Origin of the sequence: Bacillus sp. V59.32b, assembly GCF_003429085.1 — a bacterium.
Taxonomy (GTDB): Bacteria; Bacillota; Bacilli; order Bacillales; family DSM-1321; genus Peribacillus.
Map to the genome: position 1 here is coordinate 16,595 of NZ_QVTC01000051.1, position 14,043 is coordinate 30,637.

Annotated in this window: 12 protein-coding genes and 1 pseudogene; 6 read left to right on the plus strand and 7 right to left on the minus strand. The window is 43.5% G+C overall.

Annotated elements, in window-relative coordinates; translation table 11 throughout:
- Positions 1-44 precede the first annotated feature (44 nt).
- The 4 genes and pseudogenes from D0463_RS12215 to D0463_RS12230 all read right to left on the minus strand — a co-directional run bounded on the left by D0463_RS12215 (position 45) and on the right by D0463_RS12230 (position 2,473).
- Positions 45-287 carry a DUF2164 domain-containing protein gene (locus D0463_RS12215; RefSeq protein ID WP_117307673.1) on the minus strand — a complete coding sequence of 81 codons (243 nt, stop codon included), beginning with the start codon at positions 285-287 and terminating at the stop codon, positions 45-47.
- An 8-nt stretch (positions 288-295) separates the two neighbouring features.
- Entirely contained in the window at positions 296-826 is a 531-nt protein-coding gene (mobB, locus tag D0463_RS12220) for a molybdopterin-guanine dinucleotide biosynthesis protein B (RefSeq protein ID WP_254052788.1), read from the minus strand.
- Positions 820-2,086: pseudogene (locus tag D0463_RS12225) on the minus strand (molybdopterin molybdotransferase MoeA). Before D0463_RS12225 ends, mobB begins: the two are co-directional and overlap by 7 nt.
- 162 nt (positions 2,087-2,248) lie before the next feature.
- The gene (locus tag D0463_RS12230) at positions 2,249-2,473 is read right to left on the minus strand and encodes a DUF1128 domain-containing protein (protein ID WP_117307675.1); all 225 of its coding nucleotides are present in this window, start codon (positions 2,471-2,473) and stop codon (positions 2,249-2,251) included.
- 224 nt (positions 2,474-2,697) lie between these two features.
- Here D0463_RS12230 and D0463_RS12235 point away from each other — a divergent pair, with 224 nt between their 5' ends.
- Both D0463_RS12235 and D0463_RS12240 read left to right on the plus strand, forming a co-directional pair.
- Entirely contained in the window at positions 2,698-3,117 is a 420-nt protein-coding gene (locus D0463_RS12235; RefSeq protein ID WP_117307676.1) for a YtxH domain-containing protein, read from the plus strand.
- Positions 3,118-3,172: 55 nt separating this feature from the next.
- Entirely contained in the window at positions 3,173-4,009 is an 837-nt protein-coding gene (locus tag D0463_RS12240; protein WP_117307677.1) for a YihY/virulence factor BrkB family protein, read from the plus strand.
- Positions 4,010-4,232: 223 nt separating this feature from the next.
- On the opposite strand, the gene D0463_RS12245 is transcribed toward D0463_RS12240, so the two are convergent.
- On the minus strand, positions 4,233-6,155 hold the full coding sequence (locus tag D0463_RS12245; RefSeq protein ID WP_117307678.1) for a heavy metal translocating P-type ATPase: 1,923 nt from the start codon (positions 6,153-6,155) through the stop codon (positions 4,233-4,235).
- A 258-nt stretch (positions 6,156-6,413) separates the two neighbouring features.
- The gene (locus tag D0463_RS12250; protein ID WP_117307679.1) at positions 6,414-7,601 is read right to left on the minus strand and encodes an MFS transporter; all 1,188 of its coding nucleotides are present in this window, start codon (positions 7,599-7,601) and stop codon (positions 6,414-6,416) included.
- 260 nt (positions 7,602-7,861) lie between these two features.
- Between D0463_RS12250 and cax the strand changes: the two genes are divergently transcribed.
- Positions 7,862-8,926 (plus strand): calcium/proton exchanger, encoded by a 1,065-nt coding sequence (gene cax, locus D0463_RS12255; RefSeq protein WP_117307680.1) that lies wholly within the window; start codon positions 7,862-7,864, stop codon positions 8,924-8,926.
- Between the two features lie 511 nt (positions 8,927-9,437).
- Positions 9,438-10,256 (plus strand): YfkD famly protein, encoded by an 819-nt coding sequence (locus D0463_RS12260; RefSeq protein WP_117307681.1) that lies wholly within the window; start codon positions 9,438-9,440, stop codon positions 10,254-10,256.
- A gap of 199 nt (positions 10,257-10,455) precedes the next feature.
- On the opposite strand, the gene yfkAB is transcribed toward D0463_RS12260, so the two are convergent.
- Complete coding sequence (gene yfkAB / locus D0463_RS12265) at positions 10,456-11,583, minus strand: radical SAM/CxCxxxxC motif protein YfkAB (protein WP_117307682.1); 1,128 nt, start codon at positions 11,581-11,583, stop codon at positions 10,456-10,458.
- Between the two features lie 151 nt (positions 11,584-11,734).
- Here yfkAB and D0463_RS12270 point away from each other — a divergent pair, with 151 nt between their 5' ends.
- Both D0463_RS12270 and D0463_RS12275 read left to right on the plus strand, forming a co-directional pair.
- Positions 11,735-11,923 carry an SE1561 family protein gene (locus tag D0463_RS12270; RefSeq protein WP_117307683.1) on the plus strand — a complete coding sequence of 63 codons (189 nt, stop codon included), beginning with the start codon at positions 11,735-11,737 and terminating at the stop codon, positions 11,921-11,923.
- Positions 11,924-12,390: 467 nt separating this feature from the next.
- Positions 12,391-13,965: a fumarate hydratase gene (locus tag D0463_RS12275; protein ID WP_117307686.1), complete on the plus strand. Its 1,575-nt coding sequence runs from the start codon at positions 12,391-12,393 to the stop codon at positions 13,963-13,965.
- Positions 13,966-14,043: the final 78 nt, after the last annotated feature.

Genomic DNA, 14,043 nt, shown 5'->3' on the forward strand with positions numbered 1-14,043 from the left:
CAACGATTTTCGTTTAAATGATGATAGCTCAAAAACTTTTCGGATCATTTTATCGGGCGCTCAAGTGAAGCCAGGTCCTCATCCATTATCATGATTCGATCCTCGACCACGGCCTTTGCATCTTGGATTCCTTTGTTATAAATGAACGGGGCGATATCCTCCAGAATGAATTCAAGGTGATTTTCAGCAGCTAGCTCTCCGATTTCCTCGCCCGTTTCCCGGTAAATATAGTCCTGGATGCTGCGTATCATCGCGGTCTTTTGCGCTAATGAAAATTTTAAAAACATGAGACACCTCATTTTCGTAAGTTATTTTTTTGCTCAAGAAACCAGTTGAAAAAACCATCCGAATTAATCTCGAACAATGGCAGCCCCATGTCCAAGAGTTTTACTGTTTCCATCATCTCCGGCCAGCAGATGACAGCCTGGATGTTCTGAAGCGAATTCAGTAATTCCAGGTCGCTCTCCTGCTTTATGATAAGCGCCTTGGGAAAGGGTTTGTATTTATAGCCTTCGATTACAATAACATCCGGCTGAAAGTCGTGAAGGATTTCCAAAAGCTTTTCCGTAGAATCCTTTTGCTCGCAGGTTAAGGAGGCATGAAGCTGTATCGCTCCATTTCCCTCGACCAGGGCTGCCACCGCTCCTGCCTGAAAATGGCGGGTGGAATCCTTATCTGGAAGGTCAGGTTCACCGCCATGACCATGGTGCTTTAAAACAGATACAGTCACCCCGGCTCTTTTTAAATGTTCAATCAACCTGATGACGACAGTTGTTTTACCGGAATTTTGATATCCGGTGATTTGAAACAAAAACGGCTTTACCACGGCCAAACGCTGCCTTCCTGATCCTCAAGGAGAAGGACTTCTACTTTATCGCCTTCCTCGAAGCCCCGTGTGCCGCCGGGAAGAAGCGTCAGTGAATCGGATGCAGCGAGGCTGGTGATAATATTCGATTTATCCTTGCCACTTGGAACGACAGTCAATTGTCCGTCCTGAAAAGTTAATTTGGTACGGACAAACCGGCTGAACGGATTCGCTTTCTTGAAATCGGCTCCGAGTTTCGCCTGAACCCTTTGAAGATGCGGTTTATCGGAGAAGAGCATCGTCCTTACAATCGGCCTGACAAATAGTTCAAATCCAACATAGCAGGCAGACGGATTGCCGGATAATCCAAACAATATTTTGTTTTTGAGCGCTGCGATTGTCGTGACACTCCCCGGGCGCATTCCGACTTTATTAAAAAGAACCTCTGCGCCAAGCCTCTCATAAATATCAGGCAACAAGTCAAAATCGCCAACGGACACTCCGCCGGTTGTAATCAGGATATCCACTTTGTCCAGTGCTTTTTCGATTGCCTCGAGGCTTGTGTCAAGCGTATCGACTAATTTGCCGAAATAGAGAACTTCAGCGCCCACCCGGTTGATTTGTGAAGAAATCATATAGGAGTTGCTGTTTCTGATTTTCCCCGGTTCAATCGGATCGGTAACATCCAAAAGCTCCGATCCGGTAGCAAACAGGCCAACGACAGGCTGTTTAGCCACAGGTACTTGATGATAGCCAAACGTCGCAAGAACCGCCTTTATCCCTGGGTTGATGGCGGTCCCTTTTTTTGACAAGAACCTGTCCTTCCTTGGCATCTTCCCCTTTAAAGGAGACATTTTCGCCTTCCTTCACTGAACGTTTAAATCGAATGTATTTCTTTCCGTCTTTTACTATATCCTCGGTAAGCTCAAGCATGATAACGGCATCACATTCTGCGGGCAGCTGCGTCCCTGTCATAATCCGGGCAACCTGAAACTCGTTTACAGGAACCGAGGGAACCATTCCTGCGCCCAGTTCTTCCACTACTTCAAATTCAAGCGGGTTCTCTCTGGAAGCTTTTGTTGTGTCAGCTGATCGCAGTGCAAACCCATCATAAGGGGAACGATCGAAATGAGGGACATCATGGGTGGCAATGATATCTTCCGCGAGAAAACGCCGGTCGCATTGATCAATGGACACCCATTCTGCCTCGCCCTCCAGCTTTTTGCTCATCACTTTTGTCACTGCTTCGGAAACACTGATAGGCGTTCTACGCTCCACCATATCCTTCACTCCAATCACTTCAGAATAATCGTATGTATTTAGTAATGAAAAGCTAAATTAATTACATAAGAAAACTATAACAAAATCACAAGCTTTATGGTAATGATACAGGGCGATGAAAAAGAAAAAACAGACAGTGGGCTGCCTGAATTGTACGTATTTCTATTGGTTCCTTAGTTTTCCAAGCTCTTCGGCAATTGCCTGCATTTCACTTGGACTGAAATTATTTTTCTTCATGACCATTTCATAAATTTCGAGTAATTCTTCGTACATTTCGGAATTGAAGTGTCCCGATTTAATGGCGCCAATATTCATGACCTTCAGCTTTTCTTTTATGGCTTCAACGATGTATTCCACATTCTCAGCTGAATTTTTTGTTAAGTCCATATATTTTCATCCTCTCAGAATCAGGTATATTCATCTTTTCATGATTGCCTGGATAAGTCAATGAAAACCTGACGAGAGGGCATGGACAATATCGTCAAAAAGTCCAACCATAAGATTTGAGGTTTTGACAAATACTATAAGAGGGGATAATCAGCACAAGTCCTCTTTAGTTGGAGATGCTCTAAGATCATCTAAATCGATAATCCAAAGAGGAGGAACAGCAAATGAATAACTATCGTACAGCAACAAGAAGCAGATTCACGCAAGCGTTGATAATGGGCGCAATTGCCGGAGCGGCGATCAGCCTGTTCGATAGGTCTACGCGTCGTTCTGTCATGAACAGCAGCAAACGATATATGACGGATATGAGAACAGTGGTTACGCATCCTAATAGTGCGTTGGATCAAGTTACGGAAGCGACAACCAAGCTACGGACGACGATAGAAAATATCTCGGAAGACATCGCCTTTATCACGGCGCGTGTTGAGGAAATGAAAGATATCCCGCCACAGGTGGCACAGATGATAAAGGAGACAAAGGACGCATTCGTTTCCGATAATGGCCTACACCATGTTAACGTTAACCATGGCAATCATCCGGCAAACCAAAGCAGTTATGTGGTAAGTCAAAACGTTCAACATTGATGAGTCATGAACGGTAAGCATAGAGGCTGATAACAGAGGAAGGGGAGGGGTCCCCATGGCAGGAATAAAAGAATGGCTGATGCGATCCTTTTTTGTAAATTTAGTCAAACGGGTACACGGGGATGATTTAGCAGGACTGGCTGCACAGCTCGCCTATTTTTTTCTTCTGTCATTATTTCCGCTTCTACTGTTTATCATCTCGCTGCTGCCGTATCTGCCATTATCTGAGCAGGATATCCTGAACGTAGTGCGCAGCTATGCGCCACCAGAAACGATGCAACTCATCGAGAAAAATATTGAAGAAGTGATGAGGGGAAATGGAAAGCTGCTTTCTTTTGCGGTCATTGCTACGATATGGCCGGCATCGAATGGACTGAACGCGATAATGCGGGCATTCAATAGAGCATATAATGTTAAGGAAAACAGGCATTTTATTGTCGCAAGGGGAATGTCCATCATCCTGACCCTTGCGATGATTTTTGTTTTTATAGTAGCCCTGCTGCTGCCTGTATTCGGAAAGCAAATCGGCTTGTTTCTGACAGCCAATTTTGGATTCTCGGATGAATTTATCTGGATATGGAATACATTTCGCTGGGTGATTAGTTCATTGGTTGTTTTGTTTGTACTGACGATGTTGTATTGGCTTGCTCCAAATAAGAAAATGAGCTGTCTAAGTGTATTGCCGGGATCCATTACAGCGACGATCGGATGGAGCTTGGTTTCTCTCGGATTTTCTTTTTATGTGTCCAGATTTGGCAACTATGCGACAACTTATGGCAGCCTGGGAGGCATTATCGTGCTTATGATCTGGTTTTATCTTTCAGGCTATATCATTTTAATCGGTGGAGAAATAAACGCCGTCCAAAGTGAACGTACAAAACCCGATTGCTAAAATCCCTGCACTTACCTTCTTAAACGAGCTAATACCGGAGAAACTATAAATGGGTGGCTACCATTTAGCCCAAGCTGAGTAATAAGAGGGAGTTCTATATGGCAAAATCAAAGCATAAAAGCAAAAATAAAAAACCAAAGCATAAAACGTCCGGGTCAGCTAACGGATCCAACGGATATCATTAAACAAAAAGGCACCTCTGCCATTCAGAGGTGCCTTCCGCTTAATTTCTCAATAACCGCAGGCTGTTTAATATAACCAGAATCGTGCTTACTTCATGCCCGATTACTCCATAAGGGAGGTCAAGGAACTGCAGGAAGTTAGAGGCGATCAGCAGCATGATAACCGATATGGAGAAAATGATATTTTGTTTAATGATTCTATTCATTTTTTTTGAAAGCTTGACTGCCTCAGCTATTCTCGGTAAGTCGCTTTTCATAAGCACAACATCTGCCGTTTCCAGGGCGACATCAGTTCCTTCACCCATGGCAATCCCGACCGAAGCTGTTGCAAGAGCAGGGGCGTCGTTGATTCCGTCACCGACCATCGCCACCGTACCATAATGCTGCTTTAAGCTTTTTATTTCGTCTACTTTCGTTTCAGGAAGGCATTCCGCGATATATTCATCGATATGACTCTCATCCGCTATGGCTTTTGCTGTGTTTTCGCCGTCGCCAGTGAGCATGACCGTATAAATTCCTTCTTGTCTTAGTGACTCGATGGCAGAAATCGTTTCTTCGCGTACCTGGTCCTTCAAGGTGAGGATTCCGGCAATTCCTTTGTCGTCCTTGGCATATACAATTGTTTTTCCCTCGGCTGCCAAAGAGAAGGCAATGCCATCCTGAAAATCTTCCGCCTCTTTGCGGCCGACAAAATCGGCCTTGCCGACCTTCCACTGAATATTTCCGATCATAGCTTGAACTCCGTATCCTGAAATATCTTCCATTCCTTCAGGCTTTACAAGATCTTTATTGTTATTCGTCTTGGCATAACGGACAATGGCCGTCGCAAGCGGATGGTTCGAATAATTCTCAATGCTGGCAATATGATAAAGGAAATCTTCTTCGGACAAATCTTGCCTGATTATGACATCAGTCACTTCCGGCTTCCCTTTTGTTAACGTACCTGTCTTATCAAAGGCAATGGCTGTCAGATTTCCTAGGTTCTCCAAGTGAACGCCGCCTTTGAACAAAATTCCATGACGTGCCCCGTTAGAAATCGCCGATAGAGTGGCCGGCATAATAGACGCAACAAGAGCACATGGTGAAGCTACAACAAGCAAAATCATCGCCCGGTAAAAAGTTTCGGTCCAGCTCCATCCGAACAAGAAGTGGGGCAGGAACATCATTAAAAGAACGACGAGCAGCACGATTTTCACATAGGCTCCTTCAAATCTTTCTATGAATTGCTGGGAAGGCGATTTTTCGCTTTGGGCCGTTTGTACAAGCATAATAATCTTTTGAAAAAGAGTCTCACTGCTTGGCTTTGTGATTTCTACGGTAATCGTCCCGCGCAGGTTGACGGTCCCCGCGAATACTACGTCTTTGACCGATTTGCTTACCGGCATAGATTCACCTGTAATCGCTGCTTCATCCAGATTCGTTAGGCCTTCTGTAATCATCCCATCAGATGGAACGCGTTCACCCGGCTTTACGAGAATGAAATCACCAACCTGCAGCTGCGCGACCGGCACTTTTTCCTCCATTCCATTTGGGAAGACCCGGAGCGCTTCCTCCGGCTGAAGATCCATTAACGCAGAAATTTCCTTGTGGCTTTTATTCATCGTATAGGTTTCTAAAGCACCACTGACAGCGAAAATAAAAATTAAAATCGCACCCTCTGTCCAATATCCGATAATGGCGGAGCCAATTGCGGCAAGGACCATTAGCATTTCGACATTCAATTCTTTATTCTCGATCGTTTCTTCAATGCCTTCCTTCGCTTTTGCGTATCCCCCAATAACAAAGGCAAGCAAATAGGAAATGATCGATGCGGTCTCCAAATCATTTTTTGACAAAATCCAGCCTGCCAAAATGAGCACCCCGCTAAAAAGGGCGGCGATCAGCTCGATATGCGGTTTTATCTTCTCAATGGAAAAAACATTGTCTTTCTTTTGACGGGTTAATGCTTTTGTTTCTGCAGTCATGTGTTTCCCTCCCGAAGTGTTTTCATCTATCTGTTAATTGAGAGTGATATTCAACATCAATTCCCTTAAAATGACGAAAGCTGCCATCGGGAAGCCGATGACAGCATTTTAACCTGTTAAGTAGTTATAGAATTTTATTTTGATATTTTTATAATACCATATTATTCATAAATATGCCATTTTACTTTCTCTATATTTATTAAGAACTTTTCGGCTTTTATATTTAAAATCATTCTGTTTCTATCTGCATGAGTGCAACTACGTCAAATCTCCGCCTAAAGGCTTGCCGATCGGCGATTTTTCTTTAAAAAGGGCAAGGGACAAGAAAATAAGCAAAAGCATGATGCTTATGGCGAAGAAAAAACTACCGCCCTTTAAATATTGGATAACCAATCCCCCGATAAATGGCCCGCTAATGCTGCCAAAGCTAAAGAAAATTCCGCATAGCAAGTTCCCGGTCGGCAGAAGATTTCTTGGAACAAGATCCGCCATATAACTGATACCGAGTGAGAAGGTGGAACCGACCATAATTCCGGCTAGAAGGAAGCATATTAATAATCCAATGGCAGAAGCGTTCAGAAAACCGGCTGCTAGGAAAATCAGCGATCCCGAAAAAAGAATAAACAATAATACTTTTCTTCGTCCGTACTTATCACTCATCATTCCGAGCGGGATCTGGGAAATCAAGCTCCCGGCGGAAAACGCGGGTATGATAATGGAAACCATGCTCAAATCGATTCCTAAACGAAGCGCATACACAGGGAAATTCCCGTTCAACGAGGCTTCTAGAAAGCCATATCCAAAAGGCGGCAGAAATGCAATCCAGGCATATTTGCTTACATTGGAAAAACGCCTTAATGTTCCAAAGAACGATGATGTTTCAATTTCATGGTCATGTTCAGGACGTTCATTTTTTAGTAGAAATACAGGCAACCAGGTAATCAAGCTCATAATGGATGTAAGAATGAAGGGAAGTGCTTCATTTATCTCGATAAGTTTAGTCATCAATGGGCCTATGGCAAAGCCGAGGCTGAAAAATAAACCATAAACCGAAATATTACGGCCGCGCTTATGTTCCGGTGAAATCGCTGTGATCCAGGTTTGCGTCGCAAAATGAAGCGCATGGTCACCAATTCCGATTAAAAGCCTTAATACAAACCAAAACCAAAAGGACTTCCAGACAGGAAATAGAGCCAAAGAAATAATAACGGCAAGACCCCCAAAAAGAATGATCGGTTTATAACCGAATCTTCGGAGAGGCGGCTCCATAAAGGGGGAGGCCAATAAAATCCCTACATATAAACCGGTGGCGTGAAGGCCGTTCAATGATGAACTGACCCCGTCATTTTCAAAAATGACCGCAATCAATGGCAGGAGCATTCCCTGTGAGAAGCCGGAAATCCCGACCATACTGACAAGTATCCAAAAGAGTGTTCGTTGATTCATTTTTTATTTTCTCCTAAATATAAATTCTCCTTTGTTGATGTTACATGGAAGAGGGAGGATTAAGCAAGGGAAAATCGGGTATAGGTTCATCAAGCTCAGTTCATTTTTGTTCTTCTTTTCATTAGGAGGAAAATAATGTAACCTGATATTATCGGAATTTTTCGGAAGGGGGACGGTGTGTCGAAGTAATAATTAATCTCCCGTGCTTCATAATAAAGAATAATGAACTTATATTACTTTAGGATTGTGAGGATGGACAAATGGTAAATAAAATATTTTTGGGTTTAGTGATGGTGGGAGTACCTCTATCAGTTATCGGTTCTGTACTGCATTGGCCTACTATCCTTATGTTTGGTATTTACTGTTTAACAATTATCGCCTTGGCCGGCTTTATGGGCAGAGCAACCGAAAGTTTGGCAATAGTTATGGGACCGCGAATTGGCGGACTTTTGAATGCCACATTCGGTAACGCTGTAGAGTTGATTATCTCTATATTTGCTTTAAAAGCCGGCTTGGTAGGTGTTGTGCTTGCTTCTCTTACCGGATCGGTTTTAGGAAACCTGCTTTTGGTAGCGGGCTTGTCTTTTTTCGTGGGAGGATTGAAATATAAACGGCAGAATTTTAACGTATATGATGCAAGGCATAATGCCGGGCTGTTAATTTTCGCGGTTATCGTCGCCTTTGTGATTCCAGAGGTTTTCTCTCAAGGAATGCCTGAAGGTAAAACAATGTCACTTAGCATAGGCATTTCGATCATTTTAATCGCATTATATCTTGCGGCATTATTCTTTAAGCTAGTATCACACCGCGGGGTTTATCAAAGCACAGAAAAGGGCGCTGCCGAGGCGCATCATGAAGAAGAGCCTGAATGGAGCAAAGGCAAGGCGATGGGTGTTCTTGCAGTGGCTACAATCGCTGTTGCCTATGTGTCGGAAAACCTTGTTCATACATTCAGCGAAGTAGGGGAAACTTTCGGGTGGTCTGAATTATTTATCGGGGTAATCATCGTGGCGATTGTTGGAAACGCAGCTGAACATGCATCAGCCATTATCATGGCTTACAAGAATAAGATGGATATTGCGGTAGAAATCGCCGTGGGATCTACCCTTCAGATAGCCATGTTTGTTGCGCCGGTCCTGGTCTTGATATCCCTATTATTCCCGACTGCGATGCCGCTGGTATTCACGTTGCCGGAATTAATTACCATGGTGACAGCTGTATTCCTAACAGTCATTATTTCGAATGACGGGGAGACGAATTGGTTCGAGGGACTTACCATGTTAGCTGCCTATTTGATCATGGGTATAGGGTTCTATTTATTATAAAAAACATAAAAAATGACTCTGCGTCGCTTGATGCAGAGTCATTTTATCTTTCATTGGCAGATAATAAAGTATAAACTTTCTTATCTGCATAAGGGCAACTACGCCTCTGACTTCGCCTTTCAGGCTCGTCAATCGGCGAGTTTTCTTTAAAAAGTAAGTACATATATTCATCCAAAATTATTATCATTCTTCAGAGGTTCAAACGATTCAATAATTCTAGAAAATTCACCCGCCTTTATCATTAGAATCCAATAAGCGAAACCATCGTTCGTAAAACTTTCGGGGTCAGTAAGGATTTAATCGATAGACCTACCTCCTTAACAGTATGAGATGAACGATTTCGCCTCCTTTGTTGTAGGTTATATTAAGTATAATACATAAATGTAAAATTGTAAATATTCTGAACTTTTAAAAAGTAAAATATTTTTCCAGCATCGATTGACGTATAAAATAAGGCTGTCCGTTAAATCTAATAACAAATTAGATTATCTCGTAAAAGGAGTGCAACATCATGAGACGCCTTGTATTCTTGTTAGCAACCCTGTTATTGGCTGTTTTTTTACCGGATACCACCGAAGCTACCCCTAAGTCAACAGAGGATAAAGCGCCTGCGGTTTCTAAAGTGAATGTACCGCCAACAGTATTGAATATCACCAAAGAAAATACCTATCCAAACCCGACACAAGATCTGCCATTATTGCAGCCTAGTGAGCTTGCAACGCAGCTAATTGATTCTTCAGATACGAAAATTGAAAATCCTGAACTCATTCATATGCTGAATGAATCAAACATTGCAAAAGCGCCACTTGCATTCGGATATCGAGCAACCGTTTATTTGGGACACTGGGCATTGAATTACCAATCGACAGAAACGTCTCCAAATTGGGAGTATCAAAAAATCAATACGAATTATTTTGATAACCGTGGAACAAACGTGCCTTACAAAATCCACTATGTTCAAGAAGCGCAAAAAACGATTCGAGGCGGTCTTACTGCCAAGATTCCGGCATCCGAGGATGTCCAAAAAATGATGCTGTTAAAGGCAACCGAAAAAACGAACCTGCCGCTCGCCTTTGAAACGATTGTAGGCGCGGGTACCAAAAAAGATCAGGTTTATAACATTCCTGCGAACAGGCTTGGATATTTGCATGCCTATTCGTCTGCCGTTAACGAAAAAGGTAAAGTGACTTATGGGGAGGTTTACTTAATCCTGAAAGGGAATAAACGTACTCTATCCGTGAAAAATGTGACTTCCCAGGGTATTGGTGCCTGGATTCCTGTTCAGGACCTGCTATCTTTCAGCTTCACCGCGAGCAATACGCCAAAATAAACACAACCCGGCCACAAAAAATGGCCGGGTTTTTCATGGGACAATCTTGAGAACGTCGATTTCTGTTTTCGTTTAAGTGACTGGTATTTTCGTTTGAATCGACCGATGTTTCGGTTAAATCATAATGATTTCCGTTTGAATCAGGAATCCTCTTATTGGAAATTTATAAGAACGATTCAAACTCATCATTTTCTTGATTTTAAATATTCGTTTTTCTTTCATTGAAATTGGTTTCGGGATAGTAAGCATTTTTAACAAGCACGTTCGGGCCGAGACATTGAACGGAAGGACAATGGCAGTTCAATTGCATGGCAAGCTTGGAATCCATCCAAGTCTCGTATGACGCTTGAAGCGGTCGGTCGACAATATTTCCGAGGGATGGTGCATCGCCAAAATCGGTAACAATCACTTCACCGGTAAAAATATTCACATTCAAGCGGGAACGCCCATCAGGATCATTTCTTACGGTTACCTTTTCGGTGCCATACAGCCGTTTAAGAAGGTGCAAATCCTCTTCATTATTGCTGCATGGATAGAACGGCAATGTCCCGAACAGCATCCATGTGTCCTTGTCGCGGATATCGAGCAGGTGATGGATGGCATCTCGCATCTCATCCAATGATAGGGTTTCGAGGTTCGAAGCCCAATCACTGGGGTACATCGGATGGACTTCATGGCGCCTGCAGCCCATTTCTTCAACGATTTGCCGGTGGATATGCTCCAAATGGGGAAGCGTCCGTTTATTCAGCATCGTTTCAGCTGATACAAGTACACCGGCAATGGACAAAGCACGGGAATTTTCAATCATTTTTTCAAATAACTTCGCCCGCTGCTCGCGGGTAGGCTTGCGTTCCATCATCGCAAAACCGCCATCAATAAAATCATCGAGAGTTCCCCAATTATGGGAGATGTGAAGAACATCCAAATAAGGAATGATTGCTTCATAACGTTCCAAATCCAATGTTAAATTAGAATTGATCTGGGTACGTACGCCTCGCGCCCGCGCGTACTTTAAAAGAGGAGCCACATAATTTTGCACCTGTTTCTTCGAAAGCATCGGCTCACCGCCTGTAAGGCTCAATGAACGAAGTGATGGAATCTCATCAAGCCTTTGTATCAAAAGGTCTAAAGGAAGCGCATCGGGATCCTTTGGCTGAAGGGTATAACCGACAGCGCAATGTTCGCATCTCATATTGCATAAAGTCGTCGTCGTGAATTCAACGTTTGTAAGCATAAGTTTTCCGTACTGTTTAATATCCATATAAGCTTCCCATGGATCGTGCTCAGGGGAAATCGGTTTTAATAGGTCGTTTTTTGTATATATCATGATATGTAAACTCCTTACTTTGGCTTGAGGCCCTCACTCATTATCGGAAAGCAGCCTGACAATGTCAATGCGCGAGCACCAATTTCTAAGGATTTAGTTGCACTATTTCATATGTTTCGTTAGGATAATAAAGTTGAAAGGAGTGAAATACGTGGGGAAATCGATAACGAATAAAGATGATCAATTAACATATTTAAAAGAACGCCTCTCCATGTTCATGGAGGTTATTGACAACATCGAGCCAGAACATACAGGGCTGGACGATATAGACCGTTTAATCAGCCTGATTGATGAGTTGGAAATAAAAGTAGAACAATTTAAAGAGCGTAAAACAGAATAATGTGTGCTCCATTTTATGATTGTGAACGGGAGAACATGCTGAAAACCTTGTTTTAGATACAGGGTTTTTTATTTTTGTTCAAATATAAGAAAGTATAATTTTTTAACCTTGATAGGTGTCTAGCTACGACGCACAGGACGTGCTAGTGCCGACGTCGCCATACGACGTGGCGCATTTAGTCGGCCAGCGCCCAGCCCCTCGGATCATGAGCTTTTACTTTAGAAACTGCCTCCTCGCGGTTCGTCTTATGCCTGTCGGAGGCCCACAGGATGTGGGTCAGAACGACGAAGACATAACGATGTGGCCGTCTTAGTCGTTCTTCTTGCAGGGCGCTTGCGCTTTTCTTGTAATCGGTTACCGTAGATATCTTTTCTAATCAAAGGGTTAGGAGTATAATGTAACGGGAAATGAAAAATTTTGATTATTCTTTTTTTATTACTTTGGGGAAGTTAGAGGGGGAAGGAACCATGAATATTCAGAGATTTCAAGAAAGTATGTACGATTTGATTGTTGAAACGTCAACGAATCTGCCAAAGGATGTTCGCAGAGCAATCAAGGGTGCAAAAGAGCGTGAAAATGCGGGAACCCGTTCCGCCATGAGCTTGGCGACGATTACCCAAAACATCTCGATGGCAGACGATAAAGTATCCCCGATTTGCCAGGATACAGGGCTGCCGACATTCAAGATCAAAACACCTGTGGGGGTGAACCAGCTTGAGATTAAAGAAGCAATCAAACAAGCCATGGTCCAGGCAACAAATGATGGCAAAATGCGCCCAAACTCGGTAGATTCGTTAACTGGGAAAAACAGCGGTGACAATCTCGGTCTTGGTCTTCCGGTCATGAAGTTTGAACAATGGGAAAAAGATTACATAGATGTACGGCTTATTTTAAAGGGTGGCGGCTGTGAAAATAAAAATATTCAGTACAGCCTTCCTTGCGAGCTGGATGGACTCGGTAAAGCTGGCCGTGACCTGGATGGTATCCGCAAATGCATTCTGCACTCTGTCTACCAGGCACAGGGACAAGGTTGCAGCGCCGGATTCATTGGCGTGGGGATCGGGGGAGACCGTTCTTCTGGATATGATTTAGCGAAGGAACAATTATTCAGAAGCGCAGATGATGTAAATCCTCACGAAGATCTTCGTAAGCTTGAAGAATATATAAACGAAACAGCGAATGAACTCGGAATCGGCACAATGGGCTTTGGCGGCGAAACAACTTTACTCGGCTGCAAAATCGGCGTCATGCATCGGATTCCTGCCAGCTTTTTCGTTTCTGTCGCCTATAACTGCTGGGCTTTCCGCCGTTTAGGTGTAAAAGTGAATCCGGAAACCGGGACAATCAACGAGTGGCTGTATCAGGAAGGCGATAAAATCGATTTCGCTGCAGAAGCGGAAAAAGAACTGGCCGCTGTTGAAACGGCGGCTGCCGTTGAAACTGCTCCAGCAGCTACAAATCGTGAAGTTGTATTGACTGCTCCGATTACAGAAGAGAAAATCCGTGAATTAAAGGTGGGCGATGTCGTCCACATAACGGGTATGATGTATACCGGCCGTGATGCCATCCATAAATATTTATCAGATCATGATGCACCGGTTGACCTCAACGGACAGATCATTTACCATTGCGGACCGGTTATGATGAAGGATGAAGCAGGCAAATGGCATGTAAAAGCTGCCGGACCGACTACATCGATTCGTGAGGAGCCGTACCAAGGTGATATCATGAAAAAGTTCGGTATCCGCGCCGTAATCGGAAAAGGCGGAATGGGACCGAAAACTCTTGAAGCGCTTCATGAACACGGCGGTGTCTATTTGAACGCAATCGGCGGGGCCGCCCAGTATTATGCGGACTGTATTAAATCAGTAGAAGGTGTCGACTTGATGGAATTCGGCATTCCGGAAGCGATGTGGCACCTGAAAGTGGAGGGATTTACGGCTGTCGTGACGATGGATTCCCACGGCAACAGTCTTCATAAAGATGTTGCACAAACGTCGCTGGAAAAACTGGCGCAATTTAAAGAGCCGGTATTTATTTAATATGAAACGCCCACAGCCTTTGAACTGTGACCTATAAAGTGGACAGTTTAAAAAAGCACCTAGTAATTTACGCGGTTA